The sequence below is a fragment of the Paenibacillus nuruki genome (assembly GCF_001721045.1).
In the GTDB taxonomy this organism is placed as follows: domain Bacteria; phylum Bacillota; class Bacilli; order Paenibacillales; family Paenibacillaceae; genus Saccharibacillus; species Saccharibacillus nuruki.
Genome location: NZ_MDER01000031.1, coordinates 184,960 through 206,769 on the forward strand (window position 1 = coordinate 184,960; position 21,810 = coordinate 206,769).

General features: G+C 39.4%; 15 protein-coding genes. 8 read left to right on the forward strand and 7 right to left on the reverse strand.

Annotated features, from left to right (window positions below; translation table 11 throughout):
* Positions 1–157 precede the first annotated feature (157 nt).
* Positions 158–1,531, forward strand: coding sequence for a glycoside hydrolase family 64 protein (locus PTI45_RS06565; protein WP_069326740.1), 1,374 nt, complete (start codon positions 158–160; stop codon positions 1,529–1,531).
* Between the two features lie 124 nt (positions 1,532–1,655).
* Here the strand turns inward: PTI45_RS06565 and PTI45_RS06570 are convergent, their stop codons facing one another.
* The 3 genes from PTI45_RS06570 to PTI45_RS06580 form a co-directional block, all read right to left on the reverse strand.
* The gene (locus PTI45_RS06570; RefSeq protein WP_069326741.1) at positions 1,656–2,954 is read right to left on the reverse strand and encodes a galactokinase; all 1,299 of its coding nucleotides are present in this window, start codon (positions 2,952–2,954) and stop codon (positions 1,656–1,658) included.
* 167 nt (positions 2,955–3,121) lie between these two features.
* Positions 3,122–4,843: a helix-turn-helix domain-containing protein gene (locus PTI45_RS06575; RefSeq protein ID WP_069326742.1), complete on the reverse strand. Its 1,722-nt coding sequence runs from the start codon at positions 4,841–4,843 to the stop codon at positions 3,122–3,124.
* 186 nt (positions 4,844–5,029) lie between these two features.
* Complete coding sequence (locus tag PTI45_RS06580; RefSeq protein WP_069326743.1) at positions 5,030–7,489, reverse strand: rhamnogalacturonan lyase; 2,460 nt, start codon at positions 7,487–7,489, stop codon at positions 5,030–5,032.
* A 484-nt stretch (positions 7,490–7,973) separates the two neighbouring features.
* Here PTI45_RS06580 and PTI45_RS06585 point away from each other — a divergent pair, with 484 nt between their 5' ends.
* The 5 genes from PTI45_RS06585 to PTI45_RS06605 all read left to right on the forward strand — a co-directional run bounded on the left by PTI45_RS06585 (position 7,974) and on the right by PTI45_RS06605 (position 12,723).
* On the forward strand, positions 7,974–9,296 hold the full coding sequence (locus PTI45_RS06585; protein WP_069326744.1) for a nucleobase:cation symporter-2 family protein: 1,323 nt from the start codon (positions 7,974–7,976) through the stop codon (positions 9,294–9,296).
* 204 nt (positions 9,297–9,500) lie between these two features.
* Positions 9,501–10,286, forward strand: a complete 786-nt coding sequence (locus tag PTI45_RS06590) for a Cof-type HAD-IIB family hydrolase (RefSeq protein ID WP_069326745.1) — start codon at positions 9,501–9,503, stop codon at positions 10,284–10,286.
* A 114-nt stretch (positions 10,287–10,400) separates the two neighbouring features.
* The gene (locus PTI45_RS06595) at positions 10,401–11,486 is read left to right on the forward strand and encodes a hypothetical protein (protein ID WP_069326746.1); all 1,086 of its coding nucleotides are present in this window, start codon (positions 10,401–10,403) and stop codon (positions 11,484–11,486) included.
* A gap of 146 nt (positions 11,487–11,632) precedes the next feature.
* A complete protein-coding gene (locus PTI45_RS06600) occupies positions 11,633–12,313 on the forward strand; it encodes a helix-turn-helix domain-containing protein (RefSeq protein WP_069326747.1) in 681 nt (226 codons plus the stop codon).
* Complete coding sequence (locus tag PTI45_RS06605) at positions 12,310–12,723, forward strand: toxin-antitoxin system TumE family protein (protein ID WP_069326748.1); 414 nt, start codon at positions 12,310–12,312, stop codon at positions 12,721–12,723. Before PTI45_RS06600 ends, PTI45_RS06605 begins: the two co-directional genes overlap by 4 nt.
* A 93-nt stretch (positions 12,724–12,816) precedes the next feature.
* Here the strand turns inward: PTI45_RS06605 and PTI45_RS06610 are convergent, their stop codons facing one another.
* The 4 genes from PTI45_RS06610 to PTI45_RS06625 form a co-directional block, all read right to left on the reverse strand.
* Positions 12,817–14,376: a cellulase family glycosylhydrolase gene (locus PTI45_RS06610; protein ID WP_069326749.1), complete on the reverse strand. Its 1,560-nt coding sequence runs from the start codon at positions 14,374–14,376 to the stop codon at positions 12,817–12,819.
* Between the two features lie 296 nt (positions 14,377–14,672).
* On the reverse strand, positions 14,673–15,956 hold the full coding sequence (locus PTI45_RS06615; RefSeq protein WP_069326750.1) for an MFS transporter: 1,284 nt from the start codon (positions 15,954–15,956) through the stop codon (positions 14,673–14,675).
* 239 nt (positions 15,957–16,195) lie between these two features.
* Positions 16,196–18,643: a restriction endonuclease-like protein gene (locus PTI45_RS06620; RefSeq protein WP_069326751.1), complete on the reverse strand. Its 2,448-nt coding sequence runs from the start codon at positions 18,641–18,643 to the stop codon at positions 16,196–16,198.
* Positions 18,615–20,873 (reverse strand): MrcB family domain-containing protein, encoded by a 2,259-nt coding sequence (locus tag PTI45_RS06625; protein WP_069326752.1) that lies wholly within the window; start codon positions 20,871–20,873, stop codon positions 18,615–18,617. The genes PTI45_RS06620 and PTI45_RS06625 overlap by 29 nt, the downstream gene beginning before the upstream one ends.
* Positions 20,874–21,106: 233 nt before the next feature.
* Between PTI45_RS06625 and PTI45_RS24085 the strand changes: the two genes are divergently transcribed.
* Both PTI45_RS24085 and PTI45_RS06630 read left to right on the forward strand, forming a co-directional pair.
* The gene (locus tag PTI45_RS24085; protein ID WP_175425132.1) at positions 21,107–21,253 is read left to right on the forward strand and encodes a hypothetical protein; all 147 of its coding nucleotides are present in this window, start codon (positions 21,107–21,109) and stop codon (positions 21,251–21,253) included.
* A complete protein-coding gene (locus PTI45_RS06630) occupies positions 21,231–21,764 on the forward strand; it encodes a GNAT family N-acetyltransferase (protein WP_069326753.1) in 534 nt (177 codons plus the stop codon). Before PTI45_RS24085 ends, PTI45_RS06630 begins: the two co-directional genes overlap by 23 nt.
* The last annotated feature ends 46 nt before the right edge of the window (positions 21,765–21,810 follow it).

Consider the following 21,810-nt stretch of genomic DNA (forward strand, 5'->3'; position numbering starts at 1 on the left):
CAAAAAAGCAAATAAAAGTTTCTTTAAATTAAGAAAGTTTGGCATAGAAATACACATGAGGATTACACATGGTTTTTGTCTTGTATTTATTACCATATATTGAAATAATTAAAAGCGAAATTGCAATCGCATACAATTTGAATAGGAGGATATACGTATGAAGAAAATGGTTTACTTCTTGCTTTTATCTGTACTTGTTCTGACAAGCAATCTCTTCTCTCCTGCATCATCTGTATCTGCGGCTGATTACACCCAAGGAGCCACCACTTCAGGCACAACAGCAACAATCTGGTTCTCTTCGAGTGTAAATACATCATGGGTAGATATCCATTACTCGGTGAACTCGGGTAATTTGCAAAATCTGCGTATGACGTATGATAGTGGATCTAAGCGGTATATTCAAAATGTATCCAATGTAGCTACCGGTCAAATGATCAAATATTCATTTACGTACAATAATGGAACTTCTGCTTATGATACCCCTAGCTTTAGCTATACCGTCACATCCGGTTCAACTACACCCACTAATCCCGGAACAGGTTCTGATTCAATCTACAGTATACCTGCGGCTTCTATTCCTACAGCTACAGGCAATGGCGTACTATCGTTCAAAGTACTTAATGGTACCAAAGGTGCGTATGCAAATAATCAGATTTACTGGGGCATTCTCGGAATCAATCCTGCCACTAAACAATGGAGTTATCTCGATAATAGCGGTCAGCTCAAGCCTATCTCTACCGCACTCAACAATGCTACAGGGCATCTCACCAAAAATGGAGTCAATTACGCCAATATCTACAGTACGCTGGATCAGATCAATTGGGTGAATATGCCGAAGATCGATTCCGGTCGAATGTTTATCTGTGTAGGTTCACCTTGTTATATCAAAACATATGATGATGGATTTGCAGGCCCGGACATCAATAACCCTGCTGACCCTAACCGTAATATCTATTTTGATTTTGTAGAATTCACTGTTGATGGTACTGGATATCATGGAAATACAACACGTGTAGATGGTTTTGGTTTTCCTTTACAGCATCGCCTTGTGAATCGTGCAGGTAACTACGATCAGACGGTAGGCGAATTGGAATCAGAAACACGTTCAGGTCTATTTAGTAAGTATCGCAGTGAGGTACCTTCAGCATTCCAATCTCTTGCCGACGTACAAGCGCCTTACCGGATCGTAGCACCCATTCATGAAGCATTCGGGGTAAATGGTACACAAGCGAATTATTTTGCTGGATACAGCAATTACAGCACGCAGGAGATCTTGTTATGTAATGGTAGACTTGCAGAGGATTCAGGTACATGTTCAGCGATCAATCGTCATGTCTATGACAATCAAGCGAACTGGAGTAATCCTGCTCAATATTACAAAGCCGCACCTGCTAATTACTATGCGAAGTTCTGGCATGATCATAGTATCAATCGCTTAGCGTATGGATTCGCTTATGATGATTACAATCAACAAGCTTCGTATCTCGAAGTCGGTGATCCCAAAGGATTGATTATTCGGGTCGGCTGGTAAATCGATATACGATAATCATATACAAAAAAGCCTGCTTCTACGGTCAAAGTCATTTTGACAGTGTAGAAGCAGGCTTTTTTCTGTTCAATCATGATGCCTTGTATATGTTACAAAAATGTATTCTTTAATTTAAGTAGTTATTCAAGCAGATGGATCCATGTTGACGTACATTGATAATATACGTAGATGTATTCAATGTTTTTTGAATAAGTGCTGTGTATTCGCTGACTAATTCTTTAGGTAAAATCGTCAAAATAACACCTGCAAATCCGCCACCATGTACACGACATGCGCCTGCTTGTTTTTGCTTCAAGAAGATCTCAGTAATCGCCAAAGCAATCGAAATACTTTGCTCACGGGTATGGGAATCTTGATATACGTTTTGGAGCCATTTCCATGATGAATTACCAGAACCGGTTATTAACTCTAGGAAATGATCCCATTCGTTGGCTTGTAGTGCTTTGACTTGCTCATCGACACGATCATTTTCTTCTAAGAAATGAAGTGCACGTAATACTGCACGATCTCCTGTCTGTTCGCGAAGACGTGCCAAATTGCTATACACTTCTTCCAGACTAATCTGACGACACACTTCATGACCTAATGCTTCCGCAACCGCCTTCATTTCTTCCGGTACAGCCGCATAATCAGCAGTTAGATCAGCATGGTTGCCTCCTGTGTTTACGATAACCATTTCATATCCTTGTGCATCAAAATCATAAGGAACGTGTTGAATCGCAGGTTCTTTGGGATTAATGAAATCGATTGCAATTAATCCACCGTGTGCGCAAGCCATTTGATCCAATAGTCCAGAAGGTTTATTCCAGAATTTATTTTCAGCATATTGTCCAATTCGAGCCATATTGACGATATCGACTTTGCTGTCATTATAGAACGTATTTAAGATGCTTGTGATCAACATTTCGAACGAAGCAGAAGAGCTCAATCCAGAAGCTGCCAGTACGTTTGTAGAGACATAAGCATTGAATCCGCCTACATGTAGTCCCCATTTCACAAAGCCCGCAACGATACCACGGATCAACGCGAGTGTACCGCCTTCGCCTTCAACAGGTTCTAATTCAGACGTATGGATTTTGTATACATCACTATAGCCTTCAGACACAATCGTAATATAAGGTTCATCTACAGGTACTGCTGCACTGATTGTATCTAGGTTGATACTGGTTGCAAGCACTTTACCGTAGTTATGGTCGGTATGATTACCACCAATTTCACTTCGACCTGGAGAACTGAATAATTGAATATTACCATCTCCAAATTGTTGGTGATAACTGTTCATGAGTTGTTGGTAACGATCCAATTGGTGCTGTACTTGTTCTTGTCCGTACATATCTACAAGTAATTGTTGCATCTTGTCTGTATTGTATTGTTGCAAGTTTTCTGTAACCGTTCTCAATTGCATGTTAAATATCCCCTTTAATATTAAAAATAGTTTCTCCCATGTTGCTGATATCTGTTCCTATATTGATTGTACTGAAATTTTGCGGAATTGTCAGGGTATTGTTGCAATGATTCTGCACTTTTTGGAATAGAATCGTTTTTGATTTCCATTTATATAATCATCTTAACTTAATTTGTTAAATAATTAACTTGAATACGCAGCTGTCTTTCTAAAGCTAAGCCGTCATCATAACCGAATTCTTCTAATTTTAATCCATAGATTTGTCCATTTTGTACAGCAGGGAGTTGGCTCCAAATAGGATGTTGTTGCATCATCGATTCCATACCTTCCAACCAGTATGCCGGAGCAACAATAAACATATGATCTGCTGCGTACTGTGGCAAAAGATGTTCTGCAATCAACTTAAACCCTCCTGCTTCCAATATATCATGACGAATAGGACAAGGCGGATTTAATTTGAGAGCTCGATACAAGTTATAACCCGCTCGTGTCGTTTCTCCCCAGATCGCAATCTGATGATCACCACACATCTCATACAAACCCACAGTCTGCTGAGTGACCTGTTCCAGTTCTAATTGTTGTCTAGCGACTTCGATCTGATATTGATACTGTATGACCCACTCTTCTGCTTGATGCTGACGATTAAGAATTTGCCCTATATACAACAATTCATCAATAGGACTGCGTACACCCCGTTCGATGATAAATAGCGGCGCAATCGATTTTAATTGTTCAAATAATTTGGGATGATCTAAGATACAATCAGCAATAATAATCAGATCCGGTTGCACATCGTCAACTGTACATTCAGGTAACTGTAGTTGCCATTCTGTTGGTAATTGATGAGCTCCTTTATCCAGATTCCATATCGGAACCGAAGATAATTCTTCTTCTAATAACTTGGAGTGTTGATTGATCTCAAACACAGTCGCAAGTGGAGTAATACCTAGTGCCAATAATGTACCTGCAAATGGAAAAGCAGCAATACGTTGTGTTCCTTTGCGTGCTCGAAAAGCTCCGGGAGTCATGCCGGTAAATGAACGGAATTTTTTACTTAAATAAATACCATCACTATATCCTATTTCTTCTGCAATATGATGTAAGGTATTGTCTGTGCATAACAAATGTTCTTTCGCTTTATTAATCCGCCAGATCGCAAGATAATCGGAAAAGGTATACCCTATTTCTTTTTTAAACACTTCGGAAAAGTAATGTGGATGCAGATTGGTCTGCGCTGCCACACTTTCACGTGTTAACATCTGCTCTGAAGCATAGCGAATATAACTGGCGATCTGATGCATAGAACGGGTTACATATTTATCATTAGACCCATCCGATGAACAATCGATCCGTTGCAATAATTTGTGCAATAAGACATGAATCTGCTCTGTGTCTTGATCGACGTATAATAACATTTGTTGAATTAGCTCAAACGAATAGGCGGTATTACGACTCACGATCGTTCCATGCTTAGGCAAGCTTTGATAACATAACTGGTAGCTCATCTGATTCATGCAATCTTGTACTAGATTATAACGCTCACAAGTGATGATATGTAGACATCCTTCTTCACCATAAGAGAGCTGTAGCTCTGTGTCCGGGTGTACAAATAATAGCTCCCCTGCTTGCAAATACCATGCTTCAGGTTGATCCTGTATTTCTATAGTTGCATTAGACTGAGGTCTAACAGTTACGGTTCCTTTTTCTAAAGCCAAAATTAGAAGATGCTCTGAGCGTAAAGGAGTCATACAAGCAGCACGGTTATTCATAACAGAATGCGTAGGAGTAAGATGAAAAGAGTAGATCGATTTGCATAGATCTAATATCGGATGCATGGCTGGCTGAATCATAAACGAATGATCACGCTGGCTACTCTGGTAAATATCCATACTGCAAACCTCCTCTGTAAATGATACCTTTTATCATTTATCTGTTAGCATTATATAATGTGAGAGAACTGTTTGTATAATGTAGTCATCATATCTATGCTAAAAAGCCTGCTACTTTTTAGGGATTATCTAAATTCTAATCCATAAAAGCAACAGGCAGTTAACAATTATTTAACTATTTGGACTTTACTTTCTTTTTCCAGCGGTATAAAAGTTCGGTAAAGGTACGGTAGACCAGTCAATATCAGAACCAAAATAAAAATCAGTATATGTCGGTTGATTATACGTTGTATTCTGACGAGCCACTCCTGTACGATACTGTGTATTATGCAATAATGTATACAATTTGTGGTTGGTGACTTCTGTACTCAGATAGATACGAATCGCTGAACTATCGGTTGTACGTACCAGCATTTCTTCACGCCAATCGCCAAAGATATCCGCTACCAGTGAAGGTGTGCCTTTTGTATCATTATTGGTTAGCGTGCCTGTTGCTGTAAGCACTGTTCCTTTACGCCAATCTTGAATGGTAGGTGTCACTTCACGAGCACCATCAATAATCTGAGTGGTTAGATCGGCGCCCCATTTAATATTCATATTGGTTCCGGGGATTTTGGTTCCGATCTGCTGACCATCGGCTGTACGCATATCTATTGACCATGCTTCAAGACCCGGGCGAGAAGGATCAATATCGCCAATCATGCCACGTCCTGTATCTTTACCACTATAAGCTCCAAAAATCACTTTGCCTGTTTGGGCATCACGCATACTATATCCATAAGGCGCATATGTTCCACCTTCATGCACCATATAGATTTCCATTCCCGGACGGTTCGGATCAATATCAGTGACATGCATCGCATCTCCATGTCCAAGCCTTGCTATCACTCCCGGTGTTGCGCTGTTAGCAGGCATTATATCCATTGAACTATAAAGTAAGCTACCATCATCATCTACTGTGGCAGAGCCGTATACAATCTCATCTTTGCCGTCTCCATCTACATCTGCCATCGTCAATGAATGAGCACCTTGTGTAGTGAGTGTACCCAATTCAGGATCGGTTCCATTAACACCATGAGGGCCATCGTTAAATGGATTGCTCATCGGCGTCCATCCACTATCTGCATTCCACACTTTTTGCAAATGACGTCCATCCCAATTGTAGGATACAAGCACAGAGCGTGTATAATATCCACGTGCAAATACAGCCGAAGGTGTTTTACCATTGAGATAAGCTACACCTGCTAGAAAGCGATCTACACGGTTGCCCGGTTCGATTCGTGACATCGCATAATCGCCCCACATCAATCCATCATCATGTCGATCGGGTTCATAAGCTATCGTTTCAAGTTCTTTCCCTGATTCGCCTTCAAAAACAGACAAGTATTCTGGTCCGTCCAAAATAAATCCTTCAAACGTCCGCAGATCATTCCGTGCACTACGTGAAGGAGCATACACATCCATAAAGTAGTCGGTCAACGCTTCTGCATCAACACGAGATAATGGATAATTGTATTTAGGCGCAATCCCAAAACATTCTTCAAGCGTCTGTGGCCAGTGACCGTTCTTCACTTCTTCTTGATCACGCCATCCCATAAACATATCCACCACATGATCATAGTAGCCACTACTGCTTAAACGATAATCATCGGTATTCGCATACCCTGCTTTTTTATCGACTTTGGGTAATGTAATGTATTTCTCAGAAGAGACTTTACCACGTGAATTATAACGAATAATCTTAGTGCCTGGCGCTGTTTTGAACATCATTTCGGCTTTGCCATCTCCGTCAAAGTCATACACCATAAATTGTGTATAATGTGCGCCCGAACGAATATTCACACCTAGATCAATACGATACAACAGTCGACCATCTAACTGATAAGCATCGATATACGTATTGCCTGTGTATCCTTTCTGCGAGACATCTTTCGCATTGGAAGGGCTCCATTTCACAAAATATTCGTAAGCTCCATCTCCATCGACATCTCCTACGCTCATATCATTCGCAGTATACGTATAGGCTTCACCCGCAGGTGTCACCCCATCAGCCGGTTTTTGCAAAGGCAGATCATAATAGGTGTCGTTCCAGACTGTTGCAGGAGCACTTAATTTCTTTTTGTCAGGCTTGCGTAAATCTTTAAGATCATAATAAGTGCTATACGTAGTTAGATTGGATTCTTCTATGTCGGTCGTCTGTGTAGATGATTCGTTATAAGCAGATTCTGTCACTGTCGCTACTGAATGATCGGTACGAGGCTTTTTCGGTTTGATCGGCGCTACCGTGTATTTAGCAGTTGTTGTTCCCTGACGATCCAGATAATTCGTGCTATCTGTCACCACTGTTAGAAATGTACCATTGCGATACAAAGCAAAATCAGTACCTGTTAGCCCTGTCTCTGAATAACCGTTGGCTTCGTCTCCAAGTAAGCGCCAGCTTAGAAAAATACCTTCTGCTGTTTTGGCTGCCACCAATCCTCGATCCAGATATTCCAATTGAACACCTTTATTGCCTTTACTTTTAGAAGATGCAATAGACATATCTGTAGAATCAGCTGCGAATAATCCACTTGTTGGTAATATCAGTACGATGCCTAGAGCGGCGGCTACGATTTTAGTTGTTAACGAATATTGCTTGTCTTTCATACCCCTTCACCATCCTTATCATTTTGGTAACGCTTACAAATATGAATAAGTGAATATTACTATGCAGGTTATGCCCTGCTTGAACCGTACGCTACACTCCTCCTTTTCTATAACATTCGCTCCATGATCTTGTTCTATTATTTATTACAGGTAGCTCTTTTATTATAAATTTGTGATGTTCTCAAAGGTGTACACAAATCAGAGACATCTGTTTAAATAACAGTGCCGTTGTATACGCTTATTTTTTTGTATAATCGGTTCTGTTGGTATGTTTTGTTGTACTGATCAGCTATATATCTTCTTTAATGTTATATTAACTTACATATAATTTATAAATATGCATAAATTAAAGTCTTTAAATTATATTTCTGTACAAATACATATAATATCTATCGTCAAAATAGAGATACAAGCGATATTATTACGTTAATTCAATGATTTGTTAACGTGGTATGTCAAACTATATTCAAAAGGGGCGAATAATATGGACAGTAAACCAAGTGGTGGTAAAATTTTATCTTTAGGATTACAGCATGTACTGGCTATGTACGCAGGCGCTATCTTGGTACCTTTGTTAGTTGGACGAGCATTGAATCTGACAGCAGAACAATTGTCTTATCTGGTCGCTATTGATCTATTAACATGCGGAATAGCTACCCTGTTACAAGCATGGAAAAACAAATATCTAGGTATCGGACTGCCTGTAATGTTAGGAAGTTCTTTTGTAGCGATCACACCTATGATCGGGATCGGCAATCAGTATGGACTTAATGCGATCTATGGTGCGATTATTGCTGCTGGATTATTCGTCTTTTTATTCGCTGGCTTTTTCGGCAAAATTATTCGCTTATTCCCTCCGGTTGTGACTGGAACGGTTGTAACTGTGATTGGGCTTTCCTTAATTCCAACAGGCATTCGCAATATGGCGGGTGGAGCTAATAGCCCTGAATTCGGTAGTCTCACTAACTTTCTTCTTTCATTCGGCGTACTATTACTCATTTTAATCATCAATCGCTTTTTCACCGGATTTATGCGTTCGTTATCGGTATTGATAGGCATTGTTGCAGGTACCGTTGTTGCTTTTATGATGGGCAAAGTCAATTTTGCCAGTGTAGGCGAAGCTTCTTGGTTTCATTTACCACAATTCTTCATGTTCGGCACTCCGGAATTCAAGCTTGCGCCGATCTTGACGATGATTATTGTATGTATGGTTATCGTTGTCGAATCCACCGGTGTTTTTCTAGCTTTAGGTAAAGTATGTGATCAGAAATTAACCCCGCAAGATATGACTCGTGGTTATCGTACCGAAGGACTAGCGATTGTACTGGGAGGAATGTTCAATGCTTTTCCATACAACACTTTCGCTCAAAATGTAGGGCTTGTAGAATTATCCCGTGTCAAAACACGTAATGTGATCGTTGCTGCGGCAAGTATTCTTATTGTGCTTGGCTTGGTTCCCAAAATTGCTGCACTGGCTACTGTTATTCCTGCTGCTGTTCTAGGTGGAGCTACAGTCGTATTATTCGGAATGGTTGTCGCTTCAGGTATTCGAATGCTAACCGAAGTGAACTTCAAAGATCAACGCAATCTGCTAGTCGTTGCTTGCTCGATCTCGCTCGGAATTGGAGCTACTGTCGTACCGGAGTTGTTCGCAGGGCTTCCTTCAGCACTACGTATTATTGTAAGTGATGGTACGATCACAGGTAGCCTATCCGCTATTCTGTTGAATCTATTTTTCCATTTACCTATCCGATTCAAACGTCCTTCCACCTTACCTGCCAAAGTCGAAACGATTGAGCAACATTAATACCGTATGACTATCTATAGAAGAATGTAATATGTACTATAAAAAAGCTACTTTTTATGGGTTCAATCTATCCTAAAAAAGTAGCTTCTTTTTGCTTATTTTGCTAGTCATTCTCCTGAAAGGCAAGACATAGATCTAGTTTCACGGTTATAATAGAGTCATACTGTATATACCAAAAATAGATAAACACGATAGGAGCTGCTCATGTCTAATCAAAGTATTATCTTTTTCGATATTGATGGAACATTATTAGATTTTGATAAAAAGTTACCCGAAAGCACTAAAAAAGCGATATTCGATCTCAAAGCACGGGGTCACGAAGTTGCGATTGCTACAGGTCGTGCGCCTTTTATGTTTGACGATATTCGTGAGGAACTTGAGATTGATACGTATGTCAGTTATAACGGTCAATATGTAGTGTTACGTGGAGAAGTAATCTATACCAATCCGCTGGACAAAGACGCTTTACTTCAATTGACGCAGACGGCATTAGAACAGAATAATCCACTCGTCTACATGGATGCTGATGATATGAGAGCAAGTGTACCGGAAGAAGATGAAATGATCACAACCAGTATTCATACGCTCAAAGTCAATAAGTTCCCAACATATGATCCTTTATATCATCAAGGTAGAGAAATGTATCAATGTCTGCTGTTCTGTATTGGCGATGCTGAGAAAAAATATGAGCAAGAATTCAAATCATTTGATTTTATCCGCTGGCATCCGATGTCTGTCGATGTTCTACCCAAAGGTGGTTCCAAAGCACATGGCATCGCCAAAATCACCGAAAAGTTAGGCTTCCCTGAAGAAAGACAATATGCGTTCGGTGATGGACTTAACGATGTGGAAATGCTCAAACAAATCTATAACAGTGTAGCGATGGGCAATGCTGAACCTGAAGCCAAAGCGGTTGCTCGCCATATTACCAAATCTGTAGACGAAAATGGAATTTTACATGGACTGCAAATGGTCGGGTTGTTAGACTAATCATTTAACTTTTATAGCAACTATCTTCATTTATTCCCCTTTTTCTCCGATATTTGAAAAGGATGTAATTTTACATCTTTATCAGATCTATAGAGAAAAAGGGGATTTTTCACAATGAAAAAAGGATTGTTATGTCTGTTGAGCTGGATTATGGTATTTGTTGTCATTATGCCTAGCCATACCACTCATGCTGTCAATGTAAAAGGAAGTACATATCAAAGCATATTTTTATTTGTAAATGGTACATTTCAGATCACCCAGCAATACACCCAGTTCGTGAACAACAACAAACTGTATATTCCGATTAAGATCATGGATCGGATTCCAGGCATTACGATTCAATATGGGAGTCCGCTTACGATTACTGGTAATAAAGGTAGTATTACGGTCAATGAATCCAATTCATTTGCTTATGCAGGTGTAACTTATGTGATGTACAAATCGTTGTTAGCGATTACCGATTTGGATGGAAAATATGCGTCTAGTGCTCAATCCTTATTTATTTGGAGTGATGATGAAGGCAAGCGTGCATCCAGTGAGATTTTGACTAACATTAGTCAGCTTCCTGCGAAGTACGGTTATTTTATCGGTCAAAAAATATATCCGTTTTATTATCCGGGAGCCTACTGGATCACCAATATACGCTATGCTTCTTCCAGCTTGTATCTAACGATTCAAAATAAATCAGGCGATACGTATGAGTTCAATAGTCCAGTATCTGATTTGGACTTTCTGTTAGATAGCGAACTGACATCATTTAACCAGAACTGGCACGGCAAATTTGTCTGGTTCGACAATCGTGCATATAATGGAAGCGGTCTTAACCATTTGGAGAAGTTAACATTTATCGCTGTGCGAGTAAATGATCAAAATGATGCTTTTGTTACGTTGCAAAAATCCAATGGTAAGCAAGTCCAGATCAAACTCAATCGGCAATATGATACAGGTATGATGCTAAGTGATATCTTATGGGCCAAAAATCCACGCACTGTGTACAATTGGAGCAATAGTGTCTGGACAGCTATTAGTAAAAATAAATTATTAAGCAATATGACCCGCGAACAGGTTACATTATCTTGGGGCGAACCTTCTGATAAAAATACGTATCAATCATCTTCTTTAACGTATGAGCAATGGATCTATTCTGGAGCCTATCTGTATTTCTGGAACGGTCGCCTCAGTTCAGCACAAAGTCGTTAAGTCAAAATATATGAAACCAGCTACTTCTTCCACAAGAATGAGCTGGTTTTTTGTTTGAATGAAATAAGCACTTTTATTGATGTTTATTTTAAGTTTAGTTGAAGTTTAAGAATGGACATTGTATGATAAAGATAGAGGTGAAAATTATGAGTACATTAACAGAACGAGAAATTGCTTTGGCAGAAGCCATTATAATTCCATCTTTAATTGCCCAACAATTGGATCAACAAGATCAGGTTCAATTATCTACTTTTCTCAAAGTATTACTTAAATATATCGAAAAGACGTCTCCTATATCTGCTGAACACCTTGTGCAACAAATTCATTTAGAAGATGATTTAACTGTGCAACAATTACAACAATATTTTCAATTAATTCTTGTTCATCAAATCAATATAGCGACTGACCCTACGATTTCGAACAAAAAATATACTACTGGAGATATTGCACGCTTTTTTGGAGTCAGTGTAGCTACAATCAATAATTGGATCCATAAAGGTCGAATTGTAGGTGTAGAAAAAGGGGAACGTTTCAAACAAGCACGTATTCCAGAAGATGCTATTTATCTGTCCACTACTGGAGAAAATATCACGATTAAAGAAGCTTCTGAGTTATACCAAACTGAAGTAGAACGAACATCTCTTCGTCCTACAACAGCTATTGAAGAAATGAAAGAACTGATTGATGCGATTTATCATTATGAACAAAAGTACAAGGGTACTTATGAAGAAGTGACAGTTACATCTACTATAATGACATCACAACAACAACGCGATTTTACAGAATGGCAACAATTGTTGCGAACATTACAGGATTTTAAACGATGACTGTACGTTATCCTTCTAATATTACACTTATAGAAAAAGAATTTCGTCACATCATTACAGATCTGCGTGATGGAGACGGTTCGGGGCTTATGAGTAGCTTGTCTTTTCAACGATATACTATTGTTTTTGTAGATGGTGGTAAGCTTAGAATAACAGAACGAATCAGTAAAGGTATTATTGACTATTCCTATTATGATTGGGAACAATCAGAAGGTAGAATTATTAAATTTCATTCTGAACCGCATCCTGATGACCCCAAATATCAGACGTTGACTGAGCCCCATCATATTCATCCACCTGATGAAGCAAAATTGCATAATCTAACACGTTATTCTAACTTTTATCATCAAGAACTTCCTGCTATTCTCGAACTTATTTTTATTCATATGATGAGTAAAGAAACATTGTAATTCTATCGAAGTATGTACATACAACAAAAAGGAGAGCTATCTATAGGATAGCCCTCCTTTTTTAATCTCAGTATAATAATAATGAATTCTTCATTATGGAGTTGTGCCCCATACTAAAGTACCTTTATTGTAAATACTTGCTTTGTTCCAATCGGTTAGCGTAGTCTGATTAGCTCCATAAGAGTAATCGTTAGCTTCATTATAATTACTCCAATCGGCTGGATGAATACGAGCTTGGATATCTCCGCTTTGTCCTCCAGCTGGAATAGAACCCGCTCCACTCCCAAAACTGAACTCGACATAGCGATTAGCTGTCGTTTTGGATGCTGTCGGTGTACCAAACGCACCACTAATATGAGTTCCGCCTACACTCGCCCAGTCGATAAAAAATTGTTGCTTTTGCTGACTTTCGTCACTGTAATAGTAACGAATTTTGAGATCACTTAGATCTACAGCTGTACTGCCATTGTTTTTAATATTGAAAATAGGTCGAATGGCATTATCGGTCGGATTACTATCACCATTACGATATTGCAATACCAGTTTGCTTTTAGTATCTGTTGGTGTCGTTGTACCTGTATCTCCACTGCCTGTAGTCGGAGGCGTTGGAGTATCTGTATTTGGTTCTGTTGTACTCGTAGTTGTGGTTGCTCCTAGACGAATCTCATCACGTACAAATTTGCCTGAAGTCGTCAGATTATTCGCTGTCCATCCACCGCTAGAATTGGCTCCGGCTACAAGTGCTGCTGAAGCTTCATTTTTATCTGCAAGTGACCAGTTTGCCCAACTAATCTTACGATTGGCTAAGAAATTAGTCCATACTTTCGATTCGCTTAAGAAAGGTCCGCCATTCCCTGAAGCGTCGCTAGTTCCCCACTCGGTGATAAACACAGGGGCTTTTTTGCTAAGTGCATAATCGATCCGATCTCGTAAAAATTGTCCGTGGGTCCCTGCATAAAAATGGACTGCATACATCGTATTTTTATCAGGTAACTGGTTGTCTGCCGCATCGTGCACATCCTGACTCCACGTACCTGTACCTACAATAATAATATTATCTGGATCTTTGGCACGAATGACCTGCGTGACTTCTTGCGCATATGGACGAATCTGCCCATTCCATGTCACTCCACCGTTCGGTTCATTAGCTAACTCATAGATCACGTTCGGTGAATCTTTGTATAGACCTGCCATTTCACTGAAAAAGGCTTTGGATTGCGTTTTGTAAATATTCGGATCATTATCTGAAAGAATATGCCAATCGATAATCACATAGACGCCAAGATCCTGTGCTGCTGCAACCGCTTCTTTCACTTTATTTTTAAGTGATGGATTTGAAATGTATCCATTTTCTGCGGTATACATCGCTACACGAAATACTGTAATTCCCCAGTCATCTCGTAACCATTTCATCGTATCTTTATTCACATAGTTGCCGAACCATTGAATACCGTGAGAACTCATTCCTTTTAATTGTACAGGCACGCCATTTTTATCGACCAATTGTCCGTTAGCAATTGATAATTGACCATACTTCTGCACTGGCGTTGTCGCTGCACTTGCTTGTGGTACCCAGACGGAAGTGGTTAGCGATAACGTCAATACAGCAGTTAATACCGAAGCGCTCCACTTCTTAAACATCGTCTTTTTCATTAATTATCAGCTCACCTTCTTAATTAATGTAAAATTATGTTATTTTTAGATATTCACCTATTATAGAGTAACTTTAGTCATAAATATAGTTTTTTGTGTAAAAGAGACTAATTAATACCATAATATAGGTGATAGTATGTATTACCTTATGCAGATGATCTGAATCTGTTTTAACGCCATTTTCCTTATTGTTATACTGTTACTTTTTGAATATATAAAAGCAATACAAAAAGCCAACTCACTTCAGAAAAATGCTCTGAACATAAGTTGGCTAAAAGCTGTTAAAGAATGATTTGTTATTTGATAGATCCTTCTGCATGTGCAAATTCGTTCTGTTCGACCTGCATATTGGATTCTTTGGCATATAGTACATAAGTGATCAGACTCAATAATGCGACAATTGCCATCATCCATTGCACATACGAAGGAGAGACTGTATCCAGCATACGCCCTGCCACAACAGAGAACAATCCTCCGCCAATCGCACAACCTGCCATGACGATACTGGTATTGCGGGCTATATTTTTGGGCATTAACTTTTTCATATAGACCAGTGTAACCACATAAAGACCGGATAACATTAACCCTAACAATACGATCAATGTATAGCTCAGTACAGGATTGCGATTAAGAGCAAATAAAGACAGTAACACGATCATACTGCTCCAATGAATAAATAGGTAACGACGATAGCCGATCCGTTCTGCTTCATAACCGGCAAACATCCGTCCTACAATCATCGCCGCCCAGAACACTGTGACACTGATCGGTGCTGTTCCTGCATCTGCCATACCTGTTTCTAACATCAAAGATGGCAAATAATTGACCAGCCCAATATCAGTCGCTCCATATAAGAAAAAGAGAAATACAAACGATGGTAATAACAGACTTCCACCTACCCACAATCGTTTAAGTCGAGCAGAAGGATGATTTGTTGCCGCTGCTGCAACTACAGCACCAACAGGCCCTGAAGAAGCGGCTGTTGCTGGAACCACATGAGGAAGATCCGTCAGATGACGTGGTAAAAATAACGATTCCACCCCTTCAAAACGACTGAATCGCACAAACAAAGATAAAAAGATACAATACACTGCTATTCCTAATAGCGCATAATTCCATAACCCAGAACGAACTAACATTCCGATCGCTAATGGGAATAATAATGAACCTACCCCAAAAGCAATTTCCAAACGACTCATGGCAATCGCCGCATTAGATTGTAACCCTTCCAAAATAACTGCGGCAATCACGGACTCAATAATGCCTCCAAGGAATCCTGCTATCGCAATACCTACAATTAAGATCGACCATGGAGGTAAGAAAGCAATCAAAATATAACAAGCTGCTACACCGATTGCGCCTATATGTAACATCGTTTTTTTCGATATCCGATTGGCTAACCATGGCTGAATTAACATCCCAATAATCGATGCTCCAAATTCAATAAATATCAGTGCCCCTGCATCGGTATAATCCCGATCATAGAGCGGCAATAATACGGTGACAATCGCTGCCACGGTGACTTTAATGGCACCCATTAATAAATAAAATAAACTTCCCATCCAAATCAAACGTTTCAAAACTGCCTTCCCTCCTTCATCAGTCTGCTCCTACTCTATCAAGCGCACTGCTAACTGCAAGAATTATACTTCTTCTATAGTGCAGATGCATTCAATTTTCATCATTTCTTAAATTTTCATGAAAAATGTTGTTATGCGCTATTCTGCTTACATATATAGACAATACAAAAGTCACCTGCATACTCTCATTTGGAGAGTATGCAAATGACTTTGATCTATTTTCCAAGTTGAAAAACGGTTCACTCTTCTTCTACGCTCACATCTAACACATGCTTCGCTAGATCCACATACGTGTTGTCTAGCTTCACTTTCACTTTGCCTAATCTGCGCTTTTCACGCCACTTGGCTAGATCAGCTTCAGAGTCTAATCGCAATTCAGCTAATTCTTCGGCACGATCAAACATGTATTTACTGGTGTACAGCAATGTATAAATACCTTGCCCTGCCAATGCAATAGGTTCTGTTCGTTCTTGCCACTCGGTAACTGTAAATTTTACATATAATAAATGAGCTTTCTGCGGTTCGGCAGGAATTTCGGTAATATTGGATCGCTTGACGATATCCCATCTGTCTACTTTGCCATAATAGCTTATACCCGTTCTACCTAAGGCTTCAAACTTTCGTCTGGATTCACACATCGCTACATACTCAATCTGTGTAATAACCTGTGTATCTACAAAGTTAGCTAACGGAACATGATAAAAGCGATAGGCAAGAGCCACCTGTATCTGCTCCGGTCCTCGCACCGATCCAATCAGCATATTTTTGTCGACTAATTTGTTTTGGTAATAGGCTTGAGTTCCCCGTGGTGAAGGAGAACGTTCATACGCTTTTTCAGGGCTATCTTGAATTAGCTCATCCAAAAATTGCTCGACCAGACTTGTTGCATTAGGCAAAAAAGGAAAAGCTCCTACATTCAGCTTACGTATACTGCGGTAAAAGTGATGTTCACGGAATTGCTCTTCATCACCATAGGGAAATAATACATAGGCTCCAAACATACTACGCTCGTACTTCTCTGCTGTAGACGCATGGACAATCGCATCACGGTAACGGTGCATTGTATTAATATCTTCTTCTTGCGGTCCCGGCTTGAGATAAGCAGAAGCATACGGCGACCCTTCTACCGCGGCATTTAACTTGTATTTGGCATCAAAAATAAAACTGTATTCTTTCTTCTGCCCTGCATCTACCTTCATTAAAGACAGCACATTATCCGGTCGCTGTGGCAATGTAGGGGTGACCTCTTTGCTCGGTAGACTGTTGTAATAGAGCACAAACGTTTCATTATTACGTGGATTCAGATATTCCATACGAGATTGCTGTCCTCTGCCTAACGTCACAAATAATCCGCTATGGTTGAGCCTTATCAGATTTTGCTTAATCAATGGATATTTACGGCTAAGCAATTCATTTAACTTCAAAAAGCACCAGTATTCATAGATTTCTGCAATATCTTTCATGGATAGACGCAATAGATCGCTTTGGATCGACAAACCTTTTAGTAGCAAAAGGTAATACCGATACATTTCCCGATACCCCGGTGCCATCTGGAGAACCAGACTGCTACTCATTTGTCGCATGGGTGAGATCGCTTGTAACCATTCTAGAGATAACAACTGTTCTAATCGGGAGATCATCTGGTCTACACGCTGTACGAACACCGGATCATACGCTCGACTACGGAAATTCTGTGGTTTTGTTAACTGGTTATACTGATCTCGTAACTGTTGTAACTTGCTTAAAATGCGCTCTAACATCCAACGCAAAAACCGATTTTCTGCGGTATCATAAGAGATGTGCTTGACCGTATCCAGTAAATGAGTCGGCTGGTAACGCTCGGCCCCAATCGGTAACCATCCATGTACAGCATCTTGCTCCACATACTGCGGATGTCTGGCTAAATAAGCATTGTTGCGATTACTGCCCCGCTTGACCCTTGCTGCTGGTCTACGTTCTAGCGATTGATCCAGCTTATGATGAGGTTGTCGATTGATTCGCTCCATAGCCGTCTCCATCTGGTGAAAGAGATGAGTAATCAATGCAAAAAACTCACTCAAACTCTGGTGCTCGGTCTCTCGAATACGCACAGATTGGTATGTTCGTTTGAGAAAGTCGAACGACAGATTATAGACTTGCTCATTCACTTCACGAAGTAACTGGATATAATCTTGCTTATAATCCAGCTTCGAAGGGAAAATTTCCAGTTCGATCAACAACAATCGCTGTCCTCTACTGCGTAATTCCAATTCAGTAAAACCGACTTCATTTTTAAAATTCAACAGACCCGACAATACCTGCTCCCCTTTAGACGTGACAGCTTCACGAAGAGCTAAGCTATCATGGTGAAAGGTTAGAGGTAATTGCATATCATCATCTGACTTAATCAACAAAAATTCATAGTTCTGTTGCTCATAAAAACAAGGAAAAGACGGTGTTGTCCCGTCCCATAGTATCAGTTTATTTTCAGTTGGTGAGAACACAGAGATCTTTTCAATAACCACATCAGGTGAAAGAGAACGACAGATCAGATGCGCATCGACCCATTCTCCTTCTTGGCGGTGCAATTGTAACGTTTCGACCACCGGATGATACGGCTTGCCTTTGATATAAATCGTACCAATATTACATGTCACTTCTAATAGATCAGTACTATGATTAAGAAATCCAGTAGGATGTGAATCCATCTTCATCTAACCTCACAATCATATCTACCAGCTTATGTGCTGTCTGTGGATAGTTTGCTTGTGGTGGCGTATTCCCGCGATCCCATTGCCGCCAGAACGCATCATCATCTTCCATCGGTGAAGGAATACGGACACTGTCTTGTAAGCAAAAGCTCAATAATTTCACCAGTACACGTCGTACACCAGACTGGCTTCCTTGAATACGTGGCAAAATCTTCTGCATCACCTGTAGATCAAACGCTTCTTCTTCACGCATCAATCCAAAACGTTCATTATAGATCACATAAAAGCACACCGCATCCCTTATCCGAAAACCCACATGCGCATGAATATCTTCCAGTATTTCATTAACCGTAACCAGTCGCTCTGTAGTACGCGTAATCAGCTCTGCATAATGGTCATAAGCGTCAATCAACTGCAAATAGTCTGCCCGTAAAAAAGATTGTTCTACCGGTACTGCTTCTACGATCTGCTGACTTTCTTCACGTAACTTGGGCAACTGCATCAGATCAATAGTATTAAATTCAAGCGTATTCGCCCGATCCAGTACTTTTTTGCTAAATGGATACGTTGTCTCATCCATATTTACGGTTCCGATCAGGTAGACATTTTCCGGTATTCCCAGATTTCCATATCGTTCTAAATCGCTTTCCAATTCTAAAGTAGCTGCTGGAATCACCGGATCAGTAACAATATGTCTACCCTGCCATGATTGAGTCTCCAACAGACTCAAAATATCACTGAAATAATGCTCCACTCGCGCCAAATTCATCTCATCCAGACAGATAAAATAAGGCTTATGGCGATTCTCCGGTTGAGATGCTTCTGCAATTACTAATGTAAGTGGCCCTGGCTTAAATGTGCCAGATAGATCTTTGTACCCGATCAGATCGGTAGGATCGCTCCAATCTGGACGTACAGGAATTAAGCGAAATTGTCCATTGAGCGCTGTAGCGCCGACTGCTTCAGCGAACAGACGAATAAGTCGTGTTTTCCCTGTGCCGGAAATGCCTGCGAGAATAACGAACGGGCGTGTTTTGAGAGACAGGTAGAAGTTGTCGATCAGGTGAGAAGGGAAGTAGAATCCACGTTGAGTGATGTAGTCGCGTACCTGATCCAATACTTCTTTGATCTCAGCATCATGGATAAGTACAACCGATTCCTCTTCTACTTCATCGACTTCTTCCTCTTCTTCATCATTCAACTGACTTGCCCATTCTGTATTCGGTGTGGCATCTATACTTTGCACATAAGAAAGATAAGTCTCTACCGCATCCCATAGATCGTCTACCAATTGCTCATTATTAGGCATATCATTTAAATCATAACGAGTATACGCAATCGTAGATGCCTGATAGTCTTTAGCATACGTACTTTCGCCCAAATCAATTGTTCCTTCTAAGTTCAATCGTGTTGGCGGTAACATGGCTCTGATTTCTTGTGCTTTTTGTTCAAATTGTTCATAAGCTTTCTTAGTACCTAAACGATTTTTCATATCGGTTACACCGTATTGCAATACAAGGTAAACGGACTGCATATCTTCTGCAAATAAATAAGCTAAATATAAACCTCTTTGTGTGCTATCTGTTATTTGTCGATGCATAATCGCAACCCATGGAATATTAGCCCATCCACCCTGGCCCACAGATCCTCTTATGCGAAGATAGCTATGAATAAACTGCAACGAACGAATATGTTCAGGGATTACATTTCGCATATATTGAGCTAAAGGATTGCGCTTAAACGGTTCTCGACGTGCTTCTGGATATTCCATCATAATCCGCATCAGATCATCTCGAATCGAGAAATCGGAAGGCGGTTGAGCATAGTATAATTCCAGTTCGTCTAATGTAAATTGGTATAATTCATCCAAAATAGACTGATCCCATTGATCGTACAGATCTTTTTTGAAACCAATCGTATACTGCTCACTGGGTACATGTAATATTGAAGATAATGCTTTGATTGGTGTATTCATGACATACTGAATCCGACTTAATTGCACATCTGCCCATCGTGTCGCTTTCACTTGAGAAGGTGGTTCATCGACACGCAGACTCTGTGCTTCTCGTTGTTGTAAATAGGATAAGAAGCGTTCTCGTACTTTAAGCATGGATACTTCATGAAGATTAGATTCTTTCATTTCGTCTAGTAAAGATAACATGAGTATCATTTTATATGATTTTTGTTTGTGATTATAAATGGATTGTAATTCTAAAGGCAATGTCATGGGTGCTCTCCTGTAAACGGATTAGAAAAATAAGTTCTTTCTTAATATATTAAACTAAAACTGGATAGAACGAAAAAAAAAGTGATCTACCAACTAATGGAGATCACTTTTTTTCTAATATCAAACACATAATTTTTTATAAAGTATTCATCATATAGTATGTATAATCTATCATTGAAGGTTATTACATGATAAAATAATAGTATAAATACCTTTAGGAAGGAGCATTTTATATGGCTGTTAGATTGAGAGAAAGACCTGTACTTACAGGAAAAGAAGCCAAACGTTTTTTAGAAAAAAACAAAAAAAATGAAGAACTGATGAAAAAATATGCCGAAAAAAAAATTAAGGAGTACAATGAACGATTATCTAATTCCTAATAATAGACCATTAGAACATAGAATCATATCCATAGAGGATTTACCTCATTTAAGAAATTTTTCTTGCGGTAATCATTCTATGGATTTTTTTCTACAAGCAGAAGCTTATCCCTCTCATATTGTTCGAGATTCTAGCACGACTTTAGTTTTCTATCAAAATCAAATTATTGGTTACTACACCCTTCAACATACTCCTCTATCCTCTTTGATTAATGACCCTGATATTTCAAAAGAACAACTTGTACTTGATATTGCTAGATTAGCTGTACACAAGAATTTTCAAAATAAAGGAATCGGTATAAAAATAGTTAATCATATTTTACATATGGCAATACAGTTAAATGAACGATATATTGTTTTAGATGCCCTAAAAGAAAAATGGACATGGTATCGAGATCATTTTAAATTTGAAAGTTTATTCGAAGTAGATTTTATTAATGGGAGTTCCTTTGTAACAATGTTTATGGATCTGTATGATCAGGATTTGATAAAACAATACTATGATGAATAAATATGATAACAAAAAGGAGCCTCTATTTGAAATAGAGACTCCTTTT